Annotated in this window: 14 protein-coding genes; 7 read left to right on the forward strand and 7 right to left on the reverse strand. The window is 73.6% G+C overall.

The window, feature by feature from the left end:
* Positions 1 to 5 precede the first annotated feature (5 nt).
* Positions 6 to 641, reverse strand: coding sequence for an ankyrin repeat domain-containing protein (locus tag FR742_RS12720; protein WP_148031157.1), 636 nt, complete (start codon positions 639 to 641; stop codon positions 6 to 8).
* A 156-nt stretch (positions 642 to 797) separates the two neighbouring features.
* Here FR742_RS12720 and FR742_RS12725 point away from each other — a divergent pair, with 156 nt between their 5' ends.
* Genes FR742_RS12725 through FR742_RS12735 form a run of 3 tightly spaced genes read left to right on the forward strand, consistent with a single transcriptional unit; the run spans position 798 to position 3,312 of the window.
* Positions 798 to 1,985, forward strand: a complete 1,188-nt coding sequence (locus FR742_RS12725) for a thiolase family protein (RefSeq protein ID WP_148031158.1) — start codon at positions 798 to 800, stop codon at positions 1,983 to 1,985.
* Positions 1,982 to 2,656 carry a 3-oxoacid CoA-transferase subunit A gene (locus FR742_RS12730; RefSeq protein ID WP_148031159.1) on the forward strand — a complete coding sequence of 225 codons (675 nt, stop codon included), beginning with the start codon at positions 1,982 to 1,984 and terminating at the stop codon, positions 2,654 to 2,656. The genes FR742_RS12725 and FR742_RS12730 overlap by 4 nt, the downstream gene beginning before the upstream one ends.
* Complete coding sequence (locus FR742_RS12735) at positions 2,653 to 3,312, forward strand: 3-oxoacid CoA-transferase subunit B (RefSeq protein WP_148031160.1); 660 nt, start codon at positions 2,653 to 2,655, stop codon at positions 3,310 to 3,312. The genes FR742_RS12730 and FR742_RS12735 overlap by 4 nt, the downstream gene beginning before the upstream one ends.
* A gap of 22 nt (positions 3,313 to 3,334) precedes the next feature.
* On the opposite strand, the gene FR742_RS12740 is transcribed toward FR742_RS12735, so the two are convergent.
* The gene (locus FR742_RS12740; RefSeq protein WP_148031161.1) at positions 3,335 to 4,762 is read right to left on the reverse strand and encodes a PepSY domain-containing protein; all 1,428 of its coding nucleotides are present in this window, start codon (positions 4,760 to 4,762) and stop codon (positions 3,335 to 3,337) included.
* Positions 4,763 to 4,984: 222 nt separating this feature from the next.
* The gene (locus tag FR742_RS12745) at positions 4,985 to 5,581 is read right to left on the reverse strand and encodes a hypothetical protein (protein WP_148031162.1); all 597 of its coding nucleotides are present in this window, start codon (positions 5,579 to 5,581) and stop codon (positions 4,985 to 4,987) included.
* A 90-nt stretch (positions 5,582 to 5,671) separates the two neighbouring features.
* On the opposite strand from FR742_RS12745, the gene FR742_RS44500 reads away from it, so the two are divergent.
* Positions 5,672 to 5,845: a hypothetical protein gene (locus FR742_RS44500; protein ID WP_187281127.1), complete on the forward strand. Its 174-nt coding sequence runs from the start codon at positions 5,672 to 5,674 to the stop codon at positions 5,843 to 5,845.
* Positions 5,846 to 5,855: 10 nt separating this feature from the next.
* Here the strand turns inward: FR742_RS44500 and FR742_RS12750 are convergent, their stop codons facing one another.
* On the reverse strand, positions 5,856 to 7,007 hold the full coding sequence (locus tag FR742_RS12750) for an alpha-hydroxy acid oxidase (protein ID WP_261808496.1): 1,152 nt from the start codon (positions 7,005 to 7,007) through the stop codon (positions 5,856 to 5,858).
* A 133-nt stretch (positions 7,008 to 7,140) separates the two neighbouring features.
* On the opposite strand from FR742_RS12750, the gene FR742_RS12755 reads away from it, so the two are divergent.
* Together FR742_RS12755 and FR742_RS12760 are read left to right on the forward strand one after the other, a co-directional pair.
* Positions 7,141 to 7,746, forward strand: a complete 606-nt coding sequence (locus FR742_RS12755) for a metal-dependent phosphohydrolase (RefSeq protein WP_148031164.1) — start codon at positions 7,141 to 7,143, stop codon at positions 7,744 to 7,746.
* Positions 7,747 to 7,754: 8 nt separating this feature from the next.
* Entirely contained in the window at positions 7,755 to 9,320 is a 1,566-nt protein-coding gene (locus FR742_RS12760) for an ATP-binding protein (protein WP_222708917.1), read from the forward strand.
* Here FR742_RS12760 and FR742_RS12765 read toward each other — a convergent pair.
* The 3 genes from FR742_RS12765 to FR742_RS12775 are packed head-to-tail and all read right to left on the reverse strand — an operon-like array spanning position 9,252 to position 11,461.
* Complete coding sequence (locus FR742_RS12765) at positions 9,252 to 9,533, reverse strand: DUF4031 domain-containing protein (RefSeq protein WP_148031165.1); 282 nt, start codon at positions 9,531 to 9,533, stop codon at positions 9,252 to 9,254. The two genes, FR742_RS12760 and FR742_RS12765, sit on opposite strands and share 69 nt — an antisense overlap.
* Positions 9,530 to 10,270 carry an HAD family phosphatase gene (locus tag FR742_RS12770; protein ID WP_148031166.1) on the reverse strand — a complete coding sequence of 247 codons (741 nt, stop codon included), beginning with the start codon at positions 10,268 to 10,270 and terminating at the stop codon, positions 9,530 to 9,532. The genes FR742_RS12765 and FR742_RS12770 overlap by 4 nt, the downstream gene beginning before the upstream one ends.
* An 18-nt stretch (positions 10,271 to 10,288) precedes the next feature.
* A complete protein-coding gene (locus FR742_RS12775; RefSeq protein WP_148031167.1) occupies positions 10,289 to 11,461 on the reverse strand; it encodes a cytochrome P450 in 1,173 nt (390 codons plus the stop codon).
* Positions 11,462 to 11,907: 446 nt separating this feature from the next.
* On the opposite strand from FR742_RS12775, the gene FR742_RS12780 reads away from it, so the two are divergent.
* Positions 11,908 to 13,149, forward strand: coding sequence for a hypothetical protein (locus FR742_RS12780; RefSeq protein WP_148031168.1), 1,242 nt, complete (start codon positions 11,908 to 11,910; stop codon positions 13,147 to 13,149).
* The last annotated feature ends 9 nt before the right edge of the window (positions 13,150 to 13,158 follow it).

Genomic DNA, 13,158 nt, shown 5'->3' on the forward strand with positions numbered 1-13,158 from the left:
CCGCCTCAGACGAAGCCCTCGTCGAGGAGCCGTACGCCGCCCTCGTCTATCGCGTGCCTCTGCCCCGACCCGCCCACCACGCGACACCAGCTCTCCACGACGAGCCCGGGCGGCTCCAGGCGGTAGCCGAACCCGCCGTACATGCCGGGCACGGGGAACCAGCAGGACGGGTCCGCCTGCTCGGTGAGCGGCTCCAGCTCGGGCAGCCGGAGCCGGTGGAGGGTGACCAGGTCCTCGGCGCGCTGGCGGATGAGGCCGTGGAAGTGGCGCTGGATCGTCGCCAGCGTGCCCTCCGGCACCGGGTGGAGGATCGCGGGCGTGAGCGGTTCGACCAGGTGCCGATGCCCCTTACGGCGGGCGACGTCCACGGCACGCTCCCCGCTGGCGGTGCGCAGCGTACGCCAGGCGCCGAGCGCGACCAGCCGCCGCACGGCTTCCGGCGCGGCCCCTCGCCAGGCCGCCTGGTGCAACGGGGCGTACCAAGTCGCGCCGCCGAGTCTGCCGCTGTTCACCCAGCCGGGGTGCTCGCCGAGCAGGGCGAAGACCGCGTCCCAGTCGCCGTGCCGCGCGGCGTCGGCGAGCGCGTCGCGTTTCCCGGCCTCGTGGTGGCCCGGCCGGAGGGTGATGCCGTCCCAGATCACTGTGTCGCGCTCCCTCTGGTGCCGCGGTGGGAAGTGCGGACACCCTGACAAAGGCAACATCTCATGCCTCTTCGGTAGGTGCGGGTGCTGCGCTAAGCTACACACTGTTCGCATAAGGAACGTGTGTTCGTATAGCGAACAGAAGGGGAGGACGTGATGGGTTCGGCCTTCGTCTACGCCGCCGCGCGCACGCCGTTCGGCAAGTTCAACGGCGCGCTCGCCGGTGTCCGACCGGACGACCTGGCCGCCGCCGCGCTGCGCGGCGTGCTGGCCAGGGTGCCCGAGCTGGATCCGGCCGGCATCGGCGACGTGGTGTGGGGCAACGCCAACGGCGCCGGGGAGGACAACCGCAACGTGGGCCGGATGGCCGTGCTGCTGGCGGGGCTGCCGGTGACGGTCCCGGCGACCACCGTCAACCGGCTGTGCGGGTCGAGCCTCGACGCCGCCATGATGGCCTCGCGCACGATCGAGAGCGGCGACGCCGACGTCGTGGTGGCCGGCGGGGTGGAGTCGATGACGCGGGCGCCGTGGGTGCTGCCCAAGCCGTCGCGGGCCTTCCCCGCCGGCGACGTCACCGCCGTGTCGACCACGCTCGGCTGGCGCCTGGTCAACCCGCGCATGCCGAAGGAGTGGACGGTCTCGCTCGGCGAGGCCAACGAACAGCTGCAGGAGAAGTTCTCCATCTCCAGGGAGCGGCAGGACGCGTTCGCGGCCCGCTCGCACGCGCTGGCCGACGCCGCCTGGAGCGCCGGGTTCTACGACGACCTGGCGGTCCCGGTCGAGGGCACAGAGCTCGCGCGCGACGAGGGCGTCAGGCCCGGCTCCACGCCCGAGGTGCTGGCCGGGCTCAAGCCCGCCTTCCGGCCCGGCGGCACGATCACCGCCGGGAACGCCTCTCCGCTCAGCGACGGCGCGTCGGCGCTGGTCCTCGGTTCCGAGACGGCCGCCCGGCGGCTGGGCGCCGAGCCGATCGCGCGCGTCGCCGGCCGCGGCGCCGCCGCCCTCGAACCCCAGGCGTTCGGGTACGCGCCGGTCGAGGCCGCCAACCAGGCCCTGAGACGGGCCGGCGTCGGCTGGGACGACGTCGGCGCGGTCGAGCTGAACGAGGCCTTCGCCGTGCAGTCGCTGGCCTGCGTCGACGCCTGGGGGATCGACCCGGAGATCGTCAACGTCAAGGGCGGCGCCATCGCCATCGGCCACCCGCTGGGCGCCTCCGGCGGCCGCGTCCTCGGCACCCTCGCCCACGTGCTGCGCGAGCGGCGCGAGCGGTGGGGCGTCGCCGCCATCTGCATCGGCGTCGGCCAGGGCCTGGCGGTCGTCCTGGAGAACGTGAGCGCCGCATGACCGCGATACTCACCGACCCCGACGAGGCGCTCGCGGGCGTCGAGGACGGCTCGACCGTCCTGATCGGCGGCTTCGGCATGGCCGGCATGCCGGTCACGCTCATCGACGCGCTGATCCGGCAGGGCGCCAAGGACCTGACCGTGGTCAGCAACAACGCGGGCAACGGCGACACCGGCCTGGCGGCGCTGCTCGCCGCCGGCCGGGTACGCAAGATGATCTGCTCGTTCCCGAGGCAGAGCGACTCGTGGGTGTTCGACGGCCTCTACCGCGCGGGCGAGATCGAGCTTGAGGTGGTGCCGCAGGGCACGCTCGCCGAGCGGATGCGCGCCGCCGGGGCCGGCATCGGCGCGTTCTACTGCCCCACCGGCGCAGGCACGCCGCTGGCCGAGGGCAAGGAGACGCGCACCATCGACGGCCGCGACCACGTGCTGGAGTACCCGATCAAGGGCGACGTGGCGCTCATCGCCGCGCACGCCGGCGACCGGCTCGGCAACCTCGTCTACCGCAAGACCGCGCGCAACTTCGGCCCGGTCATGGCGACCGCGGCCGCCCTGACGATCGCGCAGGTGAGCCACGTGGTCGAGGTCGGCGACCTGGACCCCGAGACCGTCGTCACCCCCTGCGTCTACGTCGACCGGATCCTGGACACGAAGGCGGGGGAGGCAGCATGAGCACCGTCGAGCATCCGGGCCGTGGGCCGCTCGGCCGCGAGGAGCTGGCCGCCGTGGTCGCCCGCGACATCCCGCGCGGCGCGTTCGTCAACCTCGGCATCGGCCAGCCCACCACGGTCGCCGACCACCTGCCGGCCGACTCGGGCGTCATCCTGCACACTGAGAACGGCATGCTCGGCATGGGCCCCGCGGCCAAGGGCGACGAGGTGGACCCGGACCTCATCAACGCCGGCAAGCTGCCCGTCACCGAGCTGCCGGGGGCGTCCTACTTCCACCACGCCGACTCCTTCGCCATGATGCGCGGCGGTCACCTCGACGTGTGCGTGCTCGGCGCCTACCAGGTGTCGTGGCGCGGCGACCTGGCCAACTGGCACACCGGCGCCCCCGACGCCATCCCGGCCGTCGGCGGCGCCATGGACCTGGCCATCGGGGCGAAGCAGGTGTTCGTCATGATGACGCTGTTCGCCAAGGACGGCACGGCCAAGCTCGTCCCCGAGTGCACGTACCCGCTGACGGGCCTGGCCTGCGTGAGCCGCCTCTACACCGACCAGGCGATCTTCCACCTCGGCCCGGACGGCGTCACGGTGGCGGAGACGTACGGCATCGGCTTCGACGAGCTGGCCGCCCGGCTGGAAGTCCCCGTCCGCCGAGGCTGAGCGCCCGGACCGGCCCGCGCCGTCAGCCGACGATCTCGGCCAGGCGCGGGATCCGGCGCAGCACCAGCCGGTCCAGCAGCAGCACCGCCAGCATCGTCACGCCCGCCAGCGGGAACAGCACCCCCAGCACCACCATGATCGCCGTCACCCCGTACGCGGCGCGCCTGTCCATCGGCCGGGCGGGCGCGCCCATCCGGCCCTTCGGACGGCGCTTCCACCACATCCACGCCCCCGAGACGACCAGCGTGATCAGCGCCAGGCAGGCGCCCAGCATCACCAGCAGGTTGACCGTGCCGTAGCGGCGGCCCTCGTGCAGCGCCACGCCCTGCTCCACAGCCTTGGCCAGCACCCCGTACTCGTCCCACCCGTACGAGACGAGCACGCGGCCGCTGTACTGGTCCACGTGCAGGGTCTGGGCGGCCGACGGGTCGCGGCGCGGGGCGGTGACGACCGTGTAGACGCCCTCGTGGTCCTTCGGCAGGAGGATCTTCAGGTCGCACTCGGCCGGCGAGCAGTCCCGGATGGCAGGCCGGGCGGCGGCCAGCGCCTGCTCCAGGGGGAGCGCGCCCGGGTGCAAGGCGCTCCCGCCTCCCGCGTCGTGGCCCGCGTGCCCGCCGTCCTGGGAGGTCGGCACCGGCAGCCGTTCCGCGGCCCACGGCACCTTGGCGTCGGGGTTGTCCGACAGATCCGCCGAACGGTTCGGGTAGTCGCCGGCGTCGGGGTAGGTGGAGCCGGTCCGCTCCTGGATCCGCTGCAGCGCGTCACCCCACACGCCCGACCAGGGCAGGCCCGAGATCACCAGGAACACGATGACGACGCCGGCGCCCGCCCCGGTCAGCGCGTGCACGCGGCGCAGCCTGGCCCTCGGCGAGCGGGCCGGGCGCCTGCCGCGGCTGGTCCACCACAGGTACGTGCCGGTCGCGACCAGGATCAGCGACCAGCACGCCGCAGTCTCCACCACCCGGTCGCCGGCGGTGCCCGCCATCAGCTCGCCGTGGATGGTGCGCACCACCCGCATGAACGTGGCCGCGTCGTCGATCGTGCCGACGACCGTGGCCGACCCCGGATCGACGTACACCGAGACGCCCTCCGCCCACGGGCCGGCGTCCTCGCCCTGGAAGATGATCCGGGTCGTGCGGTCGGGAGCGGTCGGCGGGATCACCGACATGACGGGCGCGCCTGGCATGCTCCGCTGCGCGGCCGTGATCTGCTCCGACAGCGGGCGGGCGGTGGTGACGGGCTCGGCGAGCGTGCGCACGTCCTGGTAGCGCCACTCCTCGAACGGTTCCTTGAACAGGTAGACGGACCCCGTGATGGCCAGGACGAGCAGGACGGGGGCGACGAACAGGCCCGCGTAGAAGTGCCAGCGCCAGAAGGCGCGGTACCGCCGCGAGGAGGACGGGGCGGGCCGGACGGTGACGGTCTCCGGGCGCGCGTGGACAGTGGTCATGGTCAACTCCGGAAGAACGAGAGCGAGGGGGCCGCCACGGCCGGCATCCGGCCATGACGATCAGGCCGCGCGACGGCGACCGGCCACAGCGGCGGGCATCCCGCGGCACGATCGAACCGACGGCGGTTCCGGCGCCGTGATCACGGCGCGACGGACCGACGGCGGGTTTCCGGCGCCGTGGTCAGGGCGTGGCTCCGTCGGCGGACGATGTCTTTCCCCGCTCTAGCGGGGCGGTCCCCGATGGCTCACGGCCCACGCGAGCACCTGTGGCCCGCGTACCGGTGGCTCTCCGGCGGCGGGCACGATCCGGAGAGGCGCAGGAGTCAGCGGGCCGCGCGGCGACGGCCGCGACAGCCCGGCCAGCGAGCAGCCCAGCAGGACGAGCACGGTCACCAGCGCCGTCTCGCCCCGCTCCAGCCACCAGGCGCACAGCACGGCGACCAGCACGTGCGCGAGCGGCATCGCCACCCCGGGCAGCGGGCCCCCGCCATGGTGGCCCGCGCCGTGGCCCAGGACGTGCGCCGCATCGGGGATGTCCGCGCTGAACACCTGGTGCATGCCGTACTGGGCGGCGAACGAGGCCGCCACCAGCACACCCCTGCCCCGGCGGCGCCGGCCCAGCAGGTACGCGCCCGCCCCGGCGGCCACGGTCGTCGCGGCCACCACCCCCAGGGAGGCCCCGGAACCACCGGCCAGCACGTGCGTCCCGAGCGCCGCGTACACGCAGACCGTCGCGAACACGGCGGCGCCCAGGAGCCGCACGGCGGACCGGCCGGTCGCCTGCGCCTCCCGGGCGCCGCGTGCGCGAACACCACTCACACGCGGGGATACGCGGAGCGCGCGGCCCGGGTTCAACAGCCCCGCGCAGGGGCCCTGTTCGGGGAGGTATGTCCGGCGTACCGTCGGGTCATGAATGACACGTTCATCGCCACCACGCTCCGCCGGGTCCGGGAGGCGGCCGCGGAGGTCGAGCGGAGCGGCACCGGCGTCGAGGAGGCGTTGCGGGCGGTCCGCAAGCTGCGGACCGCCGCCGAGCAGGCCGAGGACGAGCTGATGGAGCACCGGCTGTCCCGGCTCAGGTAGTCCGCCAGGCTCAGCGCAGCCGCACCACGTCCGCGTCCAGACCGTCCACCCCGGACGCGCCCAGCAGCGCGAGCGTGCGCACCAGCTCGCCGCGGAGCATCGCGAGCACCCGGTCCACGCCCGCCTCCCCGCCCGCCATCAGGCCGTACAGGTAGGCGCGGCCGACCAGGCAGGCCCGCGCGCCCAGCGCCACCGCCGCCGCGACGTCCGCGCCGCTGCGCACGCCGCCGTCGAGGAACACCTCGGTCCTGTCGCCCACCGCCGCCGCCACCTCCGGCAGCAGCTCCAGCGGCGTGGGGGAGCGGTCGAGCTGCCGGCCGCCGTGGTTCGACACCACCAGGCCGTCCACCCCCGCCGCCACCAGCTCCTCGGCGTCGTCGACCCGCTGCACGCCCTTCACCAGCAGCCGCCCGCCCCACTCCGACCGGATCCACTCCAGGTCGCGGAGGGTCACCGCCGGGTCGAACATCAGGTTCGTGATCCCCGCCAGGTCGTCCGGCGCCCCCTCCACCGTCGCGAACCGCAACGGCTCGCCGGTCAGGAAGCCGAACCACCAGGCCGGCCGGGTCATCGCCTGCGCCAGCCCGCCCCAGCGCAGCGACGGCGGCATGGTCATGCCGTTGCGCACGTCACGCAGCCGCCCGCCGGCCACCGGCACGTCCACGGTGACCACCAGCACGTCCATGCCCGCCTCACGGGCCTGCCGCAGCCACTCCCTGACCCGCCCCCGGTCACGCACCACGTACAGCTGGAACCAGTTCCACCCGCCGAGCGCCGCCGCGGCCACGTCCCGGGCGCTCGTGGTGCCCATCGTGGAGAGTGTGTACGGGACCCCGGCGCGGGCGGCGGCCCTGGCCACGGCCCGCTCACCGGCCCGGTGCATCATCCGGGTGAACCCCGTGGGCCCGAGCACCACCGGCATCGATACCCGCCGCCCCAGGATCTCGGTCCCGGTGTCGACGCGGGCCACGTCCCGCAGCACGTGCGGCCGGAACTCCACCCGCGCGAACGCCTCCGCCGCCCTGGCCGTCGACAGCTCGCCCTCGGCCGCGCCGTCGACGTAGTCGAACACCACCCGGGGCGCCCGCCGCCGCGCCAGCCGGCGCACGTCCGCCACGTCAGCCGCCCCGGCCAGCCCGCCGCGCGCCCGCCTCCGGGGCACGAACGCGCGCAGCTCCCGCCACCGCGGCAGCCGCCGGCCCGCACCCTGACCCTGCTCGATGCCGCCACGCTAACAAGCGGGCGGCGACCCGTGAACCTTCCCGGCGGTCACGGCGCGCGGCTAGGGTGGCCGGGTGCTGGAGGAGTGGCGTGCGCTGGTGGGCGGGTCCCGGGCCGGGGACGCGGTGGGAGCCGAGCTGGTCGCCCGGTGGTCCGAGCCGCACCGGCGCTACCACGACCTCGACCACCTGCGGGCAGTCCTGCGCGCCGTCGGCCTGATCCAGGAGTGGGCCGCGGACCCCGTGGCCGTGCGCCTGGCCGCCTGGTTCCACGACGCCGTCTACGACGGCAGGCCCGGGTGGGACGAGGAACGCAGCGCGCAGCTCGCCCGGTCCCGCCTGCCCCGCTGCGGCGTGCCGGCGCGGCGGGTGGCCGAGGTGTCCAGGCTGGTACGGCTGACCGCGGCGCACGACACGCTGGCCGAGGGAGACCGCGACGGGGCCGTGCTCTGCGACGCCGACCTGGCGGTGCTGGGCGGCGACGGGTACGCGGACTACGCGGCCAAGATCAGGCAGGAGTACGCGCACGTCCCCGGTGAGCTGTTCAGGCGGGGCCGGGCCCAGGTGCTCCGCCGCCTGCTGGCCGTACCCCGCCTCTACAGGACACCGCCGGCGCGCGAGCTGTGGGAGGCGCGCGCCCGGGAGGCCGTGAGCGCGGAGCTGGCCGAGCTGGAGCGCTGACGAGCGGCATGACCGCGCTTGACGGACAAGGAGCGGCGCGGCCCGGCGATCTGTCAGTGTGGGCGGTCATGGACACCGACGACGCCCGGTCACTGGCCCGGTCGCTGAGAGAGCTGATCCAGGACGCCCACCACACCCTCGCCCTCGACACGCCACCCGAGCTGGTGACCCGCGTGACCGGCCACCTCGGCTGCGAGCTGAGACACGTGGTCAACGTGGTGGCCGCGTTCCCCGGCTGGGAGCACGCCAACCTGCAGCGCGGCGTCGACGCCTACCTCGCCGCGCACACCCCCGGCGCCGAGTGGTTCGGCATCGCCGGTCAGGGCCGCGAGCACGACGACATCGTCAACATGCTGGCCCGCGCCGCCCGGGGCTGGGAGCGGTACGAGCCGGGCGCGGTCGACTATGAGGCCGTGGCGATCGGCCCCGACGAGACGACCGAGGTGATCTCGCTGGGGATGGTGCTCACCCGGGCCCCCGGCGGGACGCCCGTGGTGCTGGCGCTGCGCGGCGCCCAGGAGCACATGTCGACCGACTGCCAGGTGGTCGTGCTGGCGCCGGACAGGGCCGCCGCCAAGGAGTCGCGCGACGAGATCGAGCGCCTGATGCGCGAGCACGACGTCTACCGGGGGCAGATCCTGTCGTTCGCGTGGAGCGAGTACCGCGGCAACGACCTGGTGACCTTCCTGCCCCGCCCCGACCTGAGGCCCGGCCAGGTGGTGCTGCCCGACGGCGTGCTGGAGACGATCGAACGGCACATCGTCGGCGTCGCCGAGCAGGCGCCGCGGCTGCGCGCGCACGGCCAGCACCTCAAGCGCGGCCTGCTGCTGCACGGCCCGCCCGGCACCGGCAAGACCCACACCGTCCGCTACCTCATGGCCAGGATGACCGGCTGCACGGTGATCGTGATGACCGGAGGGGCGATCCGGTTCGTGTCGCAGGCGGCCGGGCTGGCCAGGCGGCTGCAGCCGGCGATCGTGGTGCTGGAGGACGTCGACCTGGTGGCGCGCGACCGGTCGTTCGGCGACGACCGCAACCCGCTGCTGTTCGCGCTCCTCGACGCCATGGACGGGGTCGGCGCGGACGCCGACGTGACGTTCGTGCTCACCACCAACCGGGCCGACGTGCTCGAACGCGCGCTGGCCGACCGCCCCGGCCGGGTCGACCTGGCCGTGGAGATCCCCAGGCCCGACGCCGCCGGGCGGGCGGCGCTGCTCCGCCTCTACGCCCGCGACCTGCCCCTGCGGGCCGACCTGGAGCCGATCGTGGCGCGTACCGAGGGCGCGACCGCCTCGTTCTTCAAGGAGCTGCTGCGCCGGGCCGTGCTGGACGCGCTCGCGCACGACGGCGGGACGCCCGCGATCACCGGCGACCTGCTGAACCGGGCGCTCGACCGGATGCTGCACGAGCGCGCGGCGCTGACCCGCACCCTGCTCGGGTCGGGCGAGCCGGGCGAGGAGGAGGAGCCGGTGCCCGAGGACGCGTACGCCTCTCTGGGCGGGGCGTCATTCCCCGGCGCGTACGGCGTGCACCTTCCGGCGGCGGAGCCCGGCCGCGACCAGCCGCTGCAGTAGCTCGCGGGAGGTGACCGCCTGCGCGCCCAGCGACACGGCGAACGCGTGCACGGTCTCGGGCACGTCGTAGTGGTCGCGGTCGAACGCGCGCACGGGCACGCTCAGCCGGGCGGCGAAAACGTGGAGTTCGTCCAGGGACGTGTCGCTGACCAGATGTGACCACATCAGGCCGCGCGGCCCCGGCCACTGCGGGGGATCGATGAGCACCGTCACGAGGTCAAGGGTAGAACGCGGCCGCGCACGACCGGCTCACCGAGGTCCTTCACCACCAGGTCGGCGCCCTCCCCGGCCGGCGCCAGGGCGATCACCAGGGCGAATCCGCCCTTCCTGCCCGCCTCGACGCCCGCCGGCGCCGACTCCACCACGGCGGTCCTGCCGGGCGGCACGCCGAGACGGCGGGCCGCCTCCAGCGGCAGCGCCGGATCGGGCTTGCCCGGCAGGTTCATCAGCGCCGCGTCGCCGCCGTCGACCAGCGTGTCGAACAGGTGCAGCACGCCCGCCGCGGCCACCAGCGTGCGCCCGTGCAGACTGGCGGACACCCCGGCGGTGCGGGCGCCCCGGTTGCGCAGCTCGTGCAGCAGCGCCACAGCGGCGGGGAACGCGGCCACCCCGTGCAGCCTCACCTGCTCCATGAACAGCTGCTCCTTGGCCCGGCCCAGACCGTGCACGGTCGGCGCGCCAGGCTCGTCGTCCGGCGCGCCCTCCGGCGCGGTGAGGCCCCGTGAGGCCAGGAAGGCGCGGACGCCGTCGAGTCGCGGCCGCCCGTCGACGTACCGCAGGTAGTCCTCCCGGACGTCGAACGGCTCGAACGGCGCGGAGCGGCCGCGCAGGAACCCGTCGAACACGTGCTTCCACGCGGCCGCGTGCCCGCGGGCGGTGTCGGTGACCGTGCCGTCGGTGTCGAACACCACGGCGCCGATCGCGCTCAGGTCGATGACAAGCTCGTTCACCCTGCGAACGTAACCGCTTCACCACGCCACGGGTAGCTTCTCCACGCCGTAGACGATGGCCAGCTTGCGCCACGGGACCTCCCCGTCCAGGCGCAGCGTCGGGAAGCGGCGCAGCAGCATCGGGTAGGCGATGCGCAGCTCCATCTGCGCCAGCGGCGCGCCGATGCAGCGGTGGATGCCGTGACCGAACGCCAGGTGGGAGCCGGCGGTGTGGCGGCCCGGCTTGACCTGGTTCATGTCCTCGCCCAGGTTCGGGTCGCGGTTGGCGGCGGCGAGCGAGCAGAGCACCAGCTCGCCCTTCTTGATCTGCTGCCCGTGCAGCTCCAGATCGTCGCGGGCGAAGCGAGGGAAGGCCACCTGCACCACGGTCATGTAGCGCAGCAGCTCCTCGATCACCTCGTCGATGTAGCCGTCGACCTCGCGCACCTTGGCGGCCTGGTCGGGGTTCTCCAGCAGCCAGAGGGAGCCGAGCGCGAGCATGCTCGTGCTGGTGTCGTGACCGCCGGTGAGCATGCCGTCGGCCATGCTGGCCAGGGTGCGGTCGTCCAGCGCGTCGCCGTGGTCGCGCAGCAGCTGGCCGAGCAGGCCGTCGCCGGGGTCGCGCCGCTCGCGGGCGACCAGGTCGGTGAGGTACGTCATCGCGTCGTTGATCGCCTGCAGCGACGCCTCGGGCCCGGCGGTGAAGTCGAACCGGTTCGTGCTCACCTTGACGAAGTCGGCCTGCTCGTCGTATGGGACCCCGAGCAGCTCGGAGATCACCAGGGACGGGATGGGGAGCGCGAAGTCCTCCATCAGGTCCGCGGGGGAGCCCTTGGCCTCGATCCGGTCCAGGCACTCGGTGACCAGCGCCTCGATGCGCGGCTCCAGCCGCCGCAGCCGGCGCATGGTGAACTCCGGCGTCAGGAACTTGCGCAGCCGGGTGTGCTCGGGCGGGTCGCGGAAGCCCAGGCCGCCCGGGTCCTCCTGGTTCGAGCCGAGGCCGATGACGCCGGCGAAGTCGTTGCTGAACCGCTCGTGGTCGCCGAGCACGCCGCGGACGTCGTCCCAGCGGGTGACCAGGTAGACCGTCTGCCCGCCGGGGATCTCCATCGGGTAGACGGGGTGATCCGCCTGGATGCGGAGCAGTTCATCCGCTGGATCGAACCGTTCCCGCATGAACTGGACGAGAGGAAACTCTTCTGACTCTGACATGGATTCCGTCCTGCTGGGATACATCGCACGATGCTGGGATAAATCCCTCGCTAGATGGTCCCATCCTGGAAGCCGTGCTGGTGACCTCCCGAAGGACGAGATTTCATCTCAGCCTCAGGTAAGAGCCCTGGTCACCTCGCCCCCAGGGCGGAACCGTCCGGTGATGAGCGTAGACGGGCGGGTTCGCGGACGGAGCCCCGACCGCCGGGTAAGCGGGTGGCGAGCCGGGTGCGCTCCGTGAGGATCGGGGAGACGCCGTGGCGTCCACGGGACTGGCCACTCCGGGTCCGTTTGGCGCGTTCCCCGACAGCTCCGGTGCTGGTGGGACGTATGGGGAAATCAGTGCAAACTGGGCAGCAGCCGGAGTTTGGCGTACAAGGTGGCTACAGTCTGCAATGATCTCGTCATCGAGCCCCCCGAGACTGAGCCTCAACGGATAGTGACTGATGCCCACATTTGAGGAAATCACTACCTTCATCACCGAGAAGCCGCTCGCGACCGCCGTGATCGCGCTGCTGAGCCTGGCCGGGCTCATCCTGGCCTTCCTGGTGCTTCGCGTCGCCTGGCGGGTCACCGCCTGGCTGTTCGCCCGCTACGTCGCCAACCGTCCCATCGAGGACGTGCTGACCATCGTGGCCGCCTCCATCGCGACGGGCGTGTCCGCCCAGGGCATGTGGCGCTTCTCCGGTGACGTGCTGGGCCTGGACGGCCCGCTGAGGCTGCTGCTGTTCGCCTTCATCGAAGTGGCCATCATCACCTCCGCCGTGCGCGCCCGCCGCAACATGCGGGAGAACTTCTCCGCGGGCATCGACGGCATCGCCGTGTGGGCGCTGACCTGCCTGACCGCGGTGCTGTCCAGCATGGACGCCAGCAGCTTCCCCGAGGCGGTGTTCCGGCTCGCCGCGCCGCTGGTGGCCGCCTGGCTCTGGGAGCGCGGCATGGCCATCGAGCGCCACCGCATCCGCGGCACCGGCCGCATCAACTGGCGGCTCACCCCCGAGCGGCTGCTCGTCCGGCTCGGCCTGGCCGAGGTCAGCGACCGCACCGCCAGCGAGGTCGACGCGCACCGCAGGCTCACCCGGGTCGCGCTGGCCGCCAAGCGGGCCAAGGCGCTGCGCGAGGCCGGCGCCCCCGACCGCAAGATGCGCGCCGCCCTGGCCAAGCTCGACAAGGCCATGGACCAGGCGGTCGAGCACACCGGCCTGGCCGTCGACCAGGGCCGCCAGGAGGCGCTGCTCGCCCAGATCGCCGCCCTCTACAACACCACCGCGCTCATCGACGCCGACCCTCGGGTGCCGTGGGAGCCCGAGCGCGACCACCGTCCGGTGCCCGCCAGGCCCGAGCTGCCGCCCGCGCTCGCCGAGCTGGTGCGGGAGGAGGACGACGAGGAGATCGCGGTCATCGACGCGGCCCCGCAGATCGTCGACACCGCCCAGCGCGCGGTGCTCATGCGCCAGGCCCGCGCCTACTGGAACCGGCAGATCGCCAAGGGGATCGTGCCGCGCACCGTGGACATCGCCCAGGAGATCGGCATCCCGGTGCCCGTCGCCCGCGAGTGGCGCGCGCTGTGGAAGCTGGAGCCCGCGGCCCACGCCCTCATCGAGCAGCTCTACCACCAGCACGGCATCGTCGACACCGGCGCGTTCCCGGCCATCGACGACGACGGCCGGGTGCTCGCGAAGTCCTGAAGGGTCCTG

The sequence above is a fragment of the Nonomuraea sp. C10 genome (assembly GCF_008017515.1).
Lineage (GTDB): Bacteria > Actinomycetota > Actinomycetes > Streptosporangiales > Streptosporangiaceae > Nonomuraea > Nonomuraea ferruginea.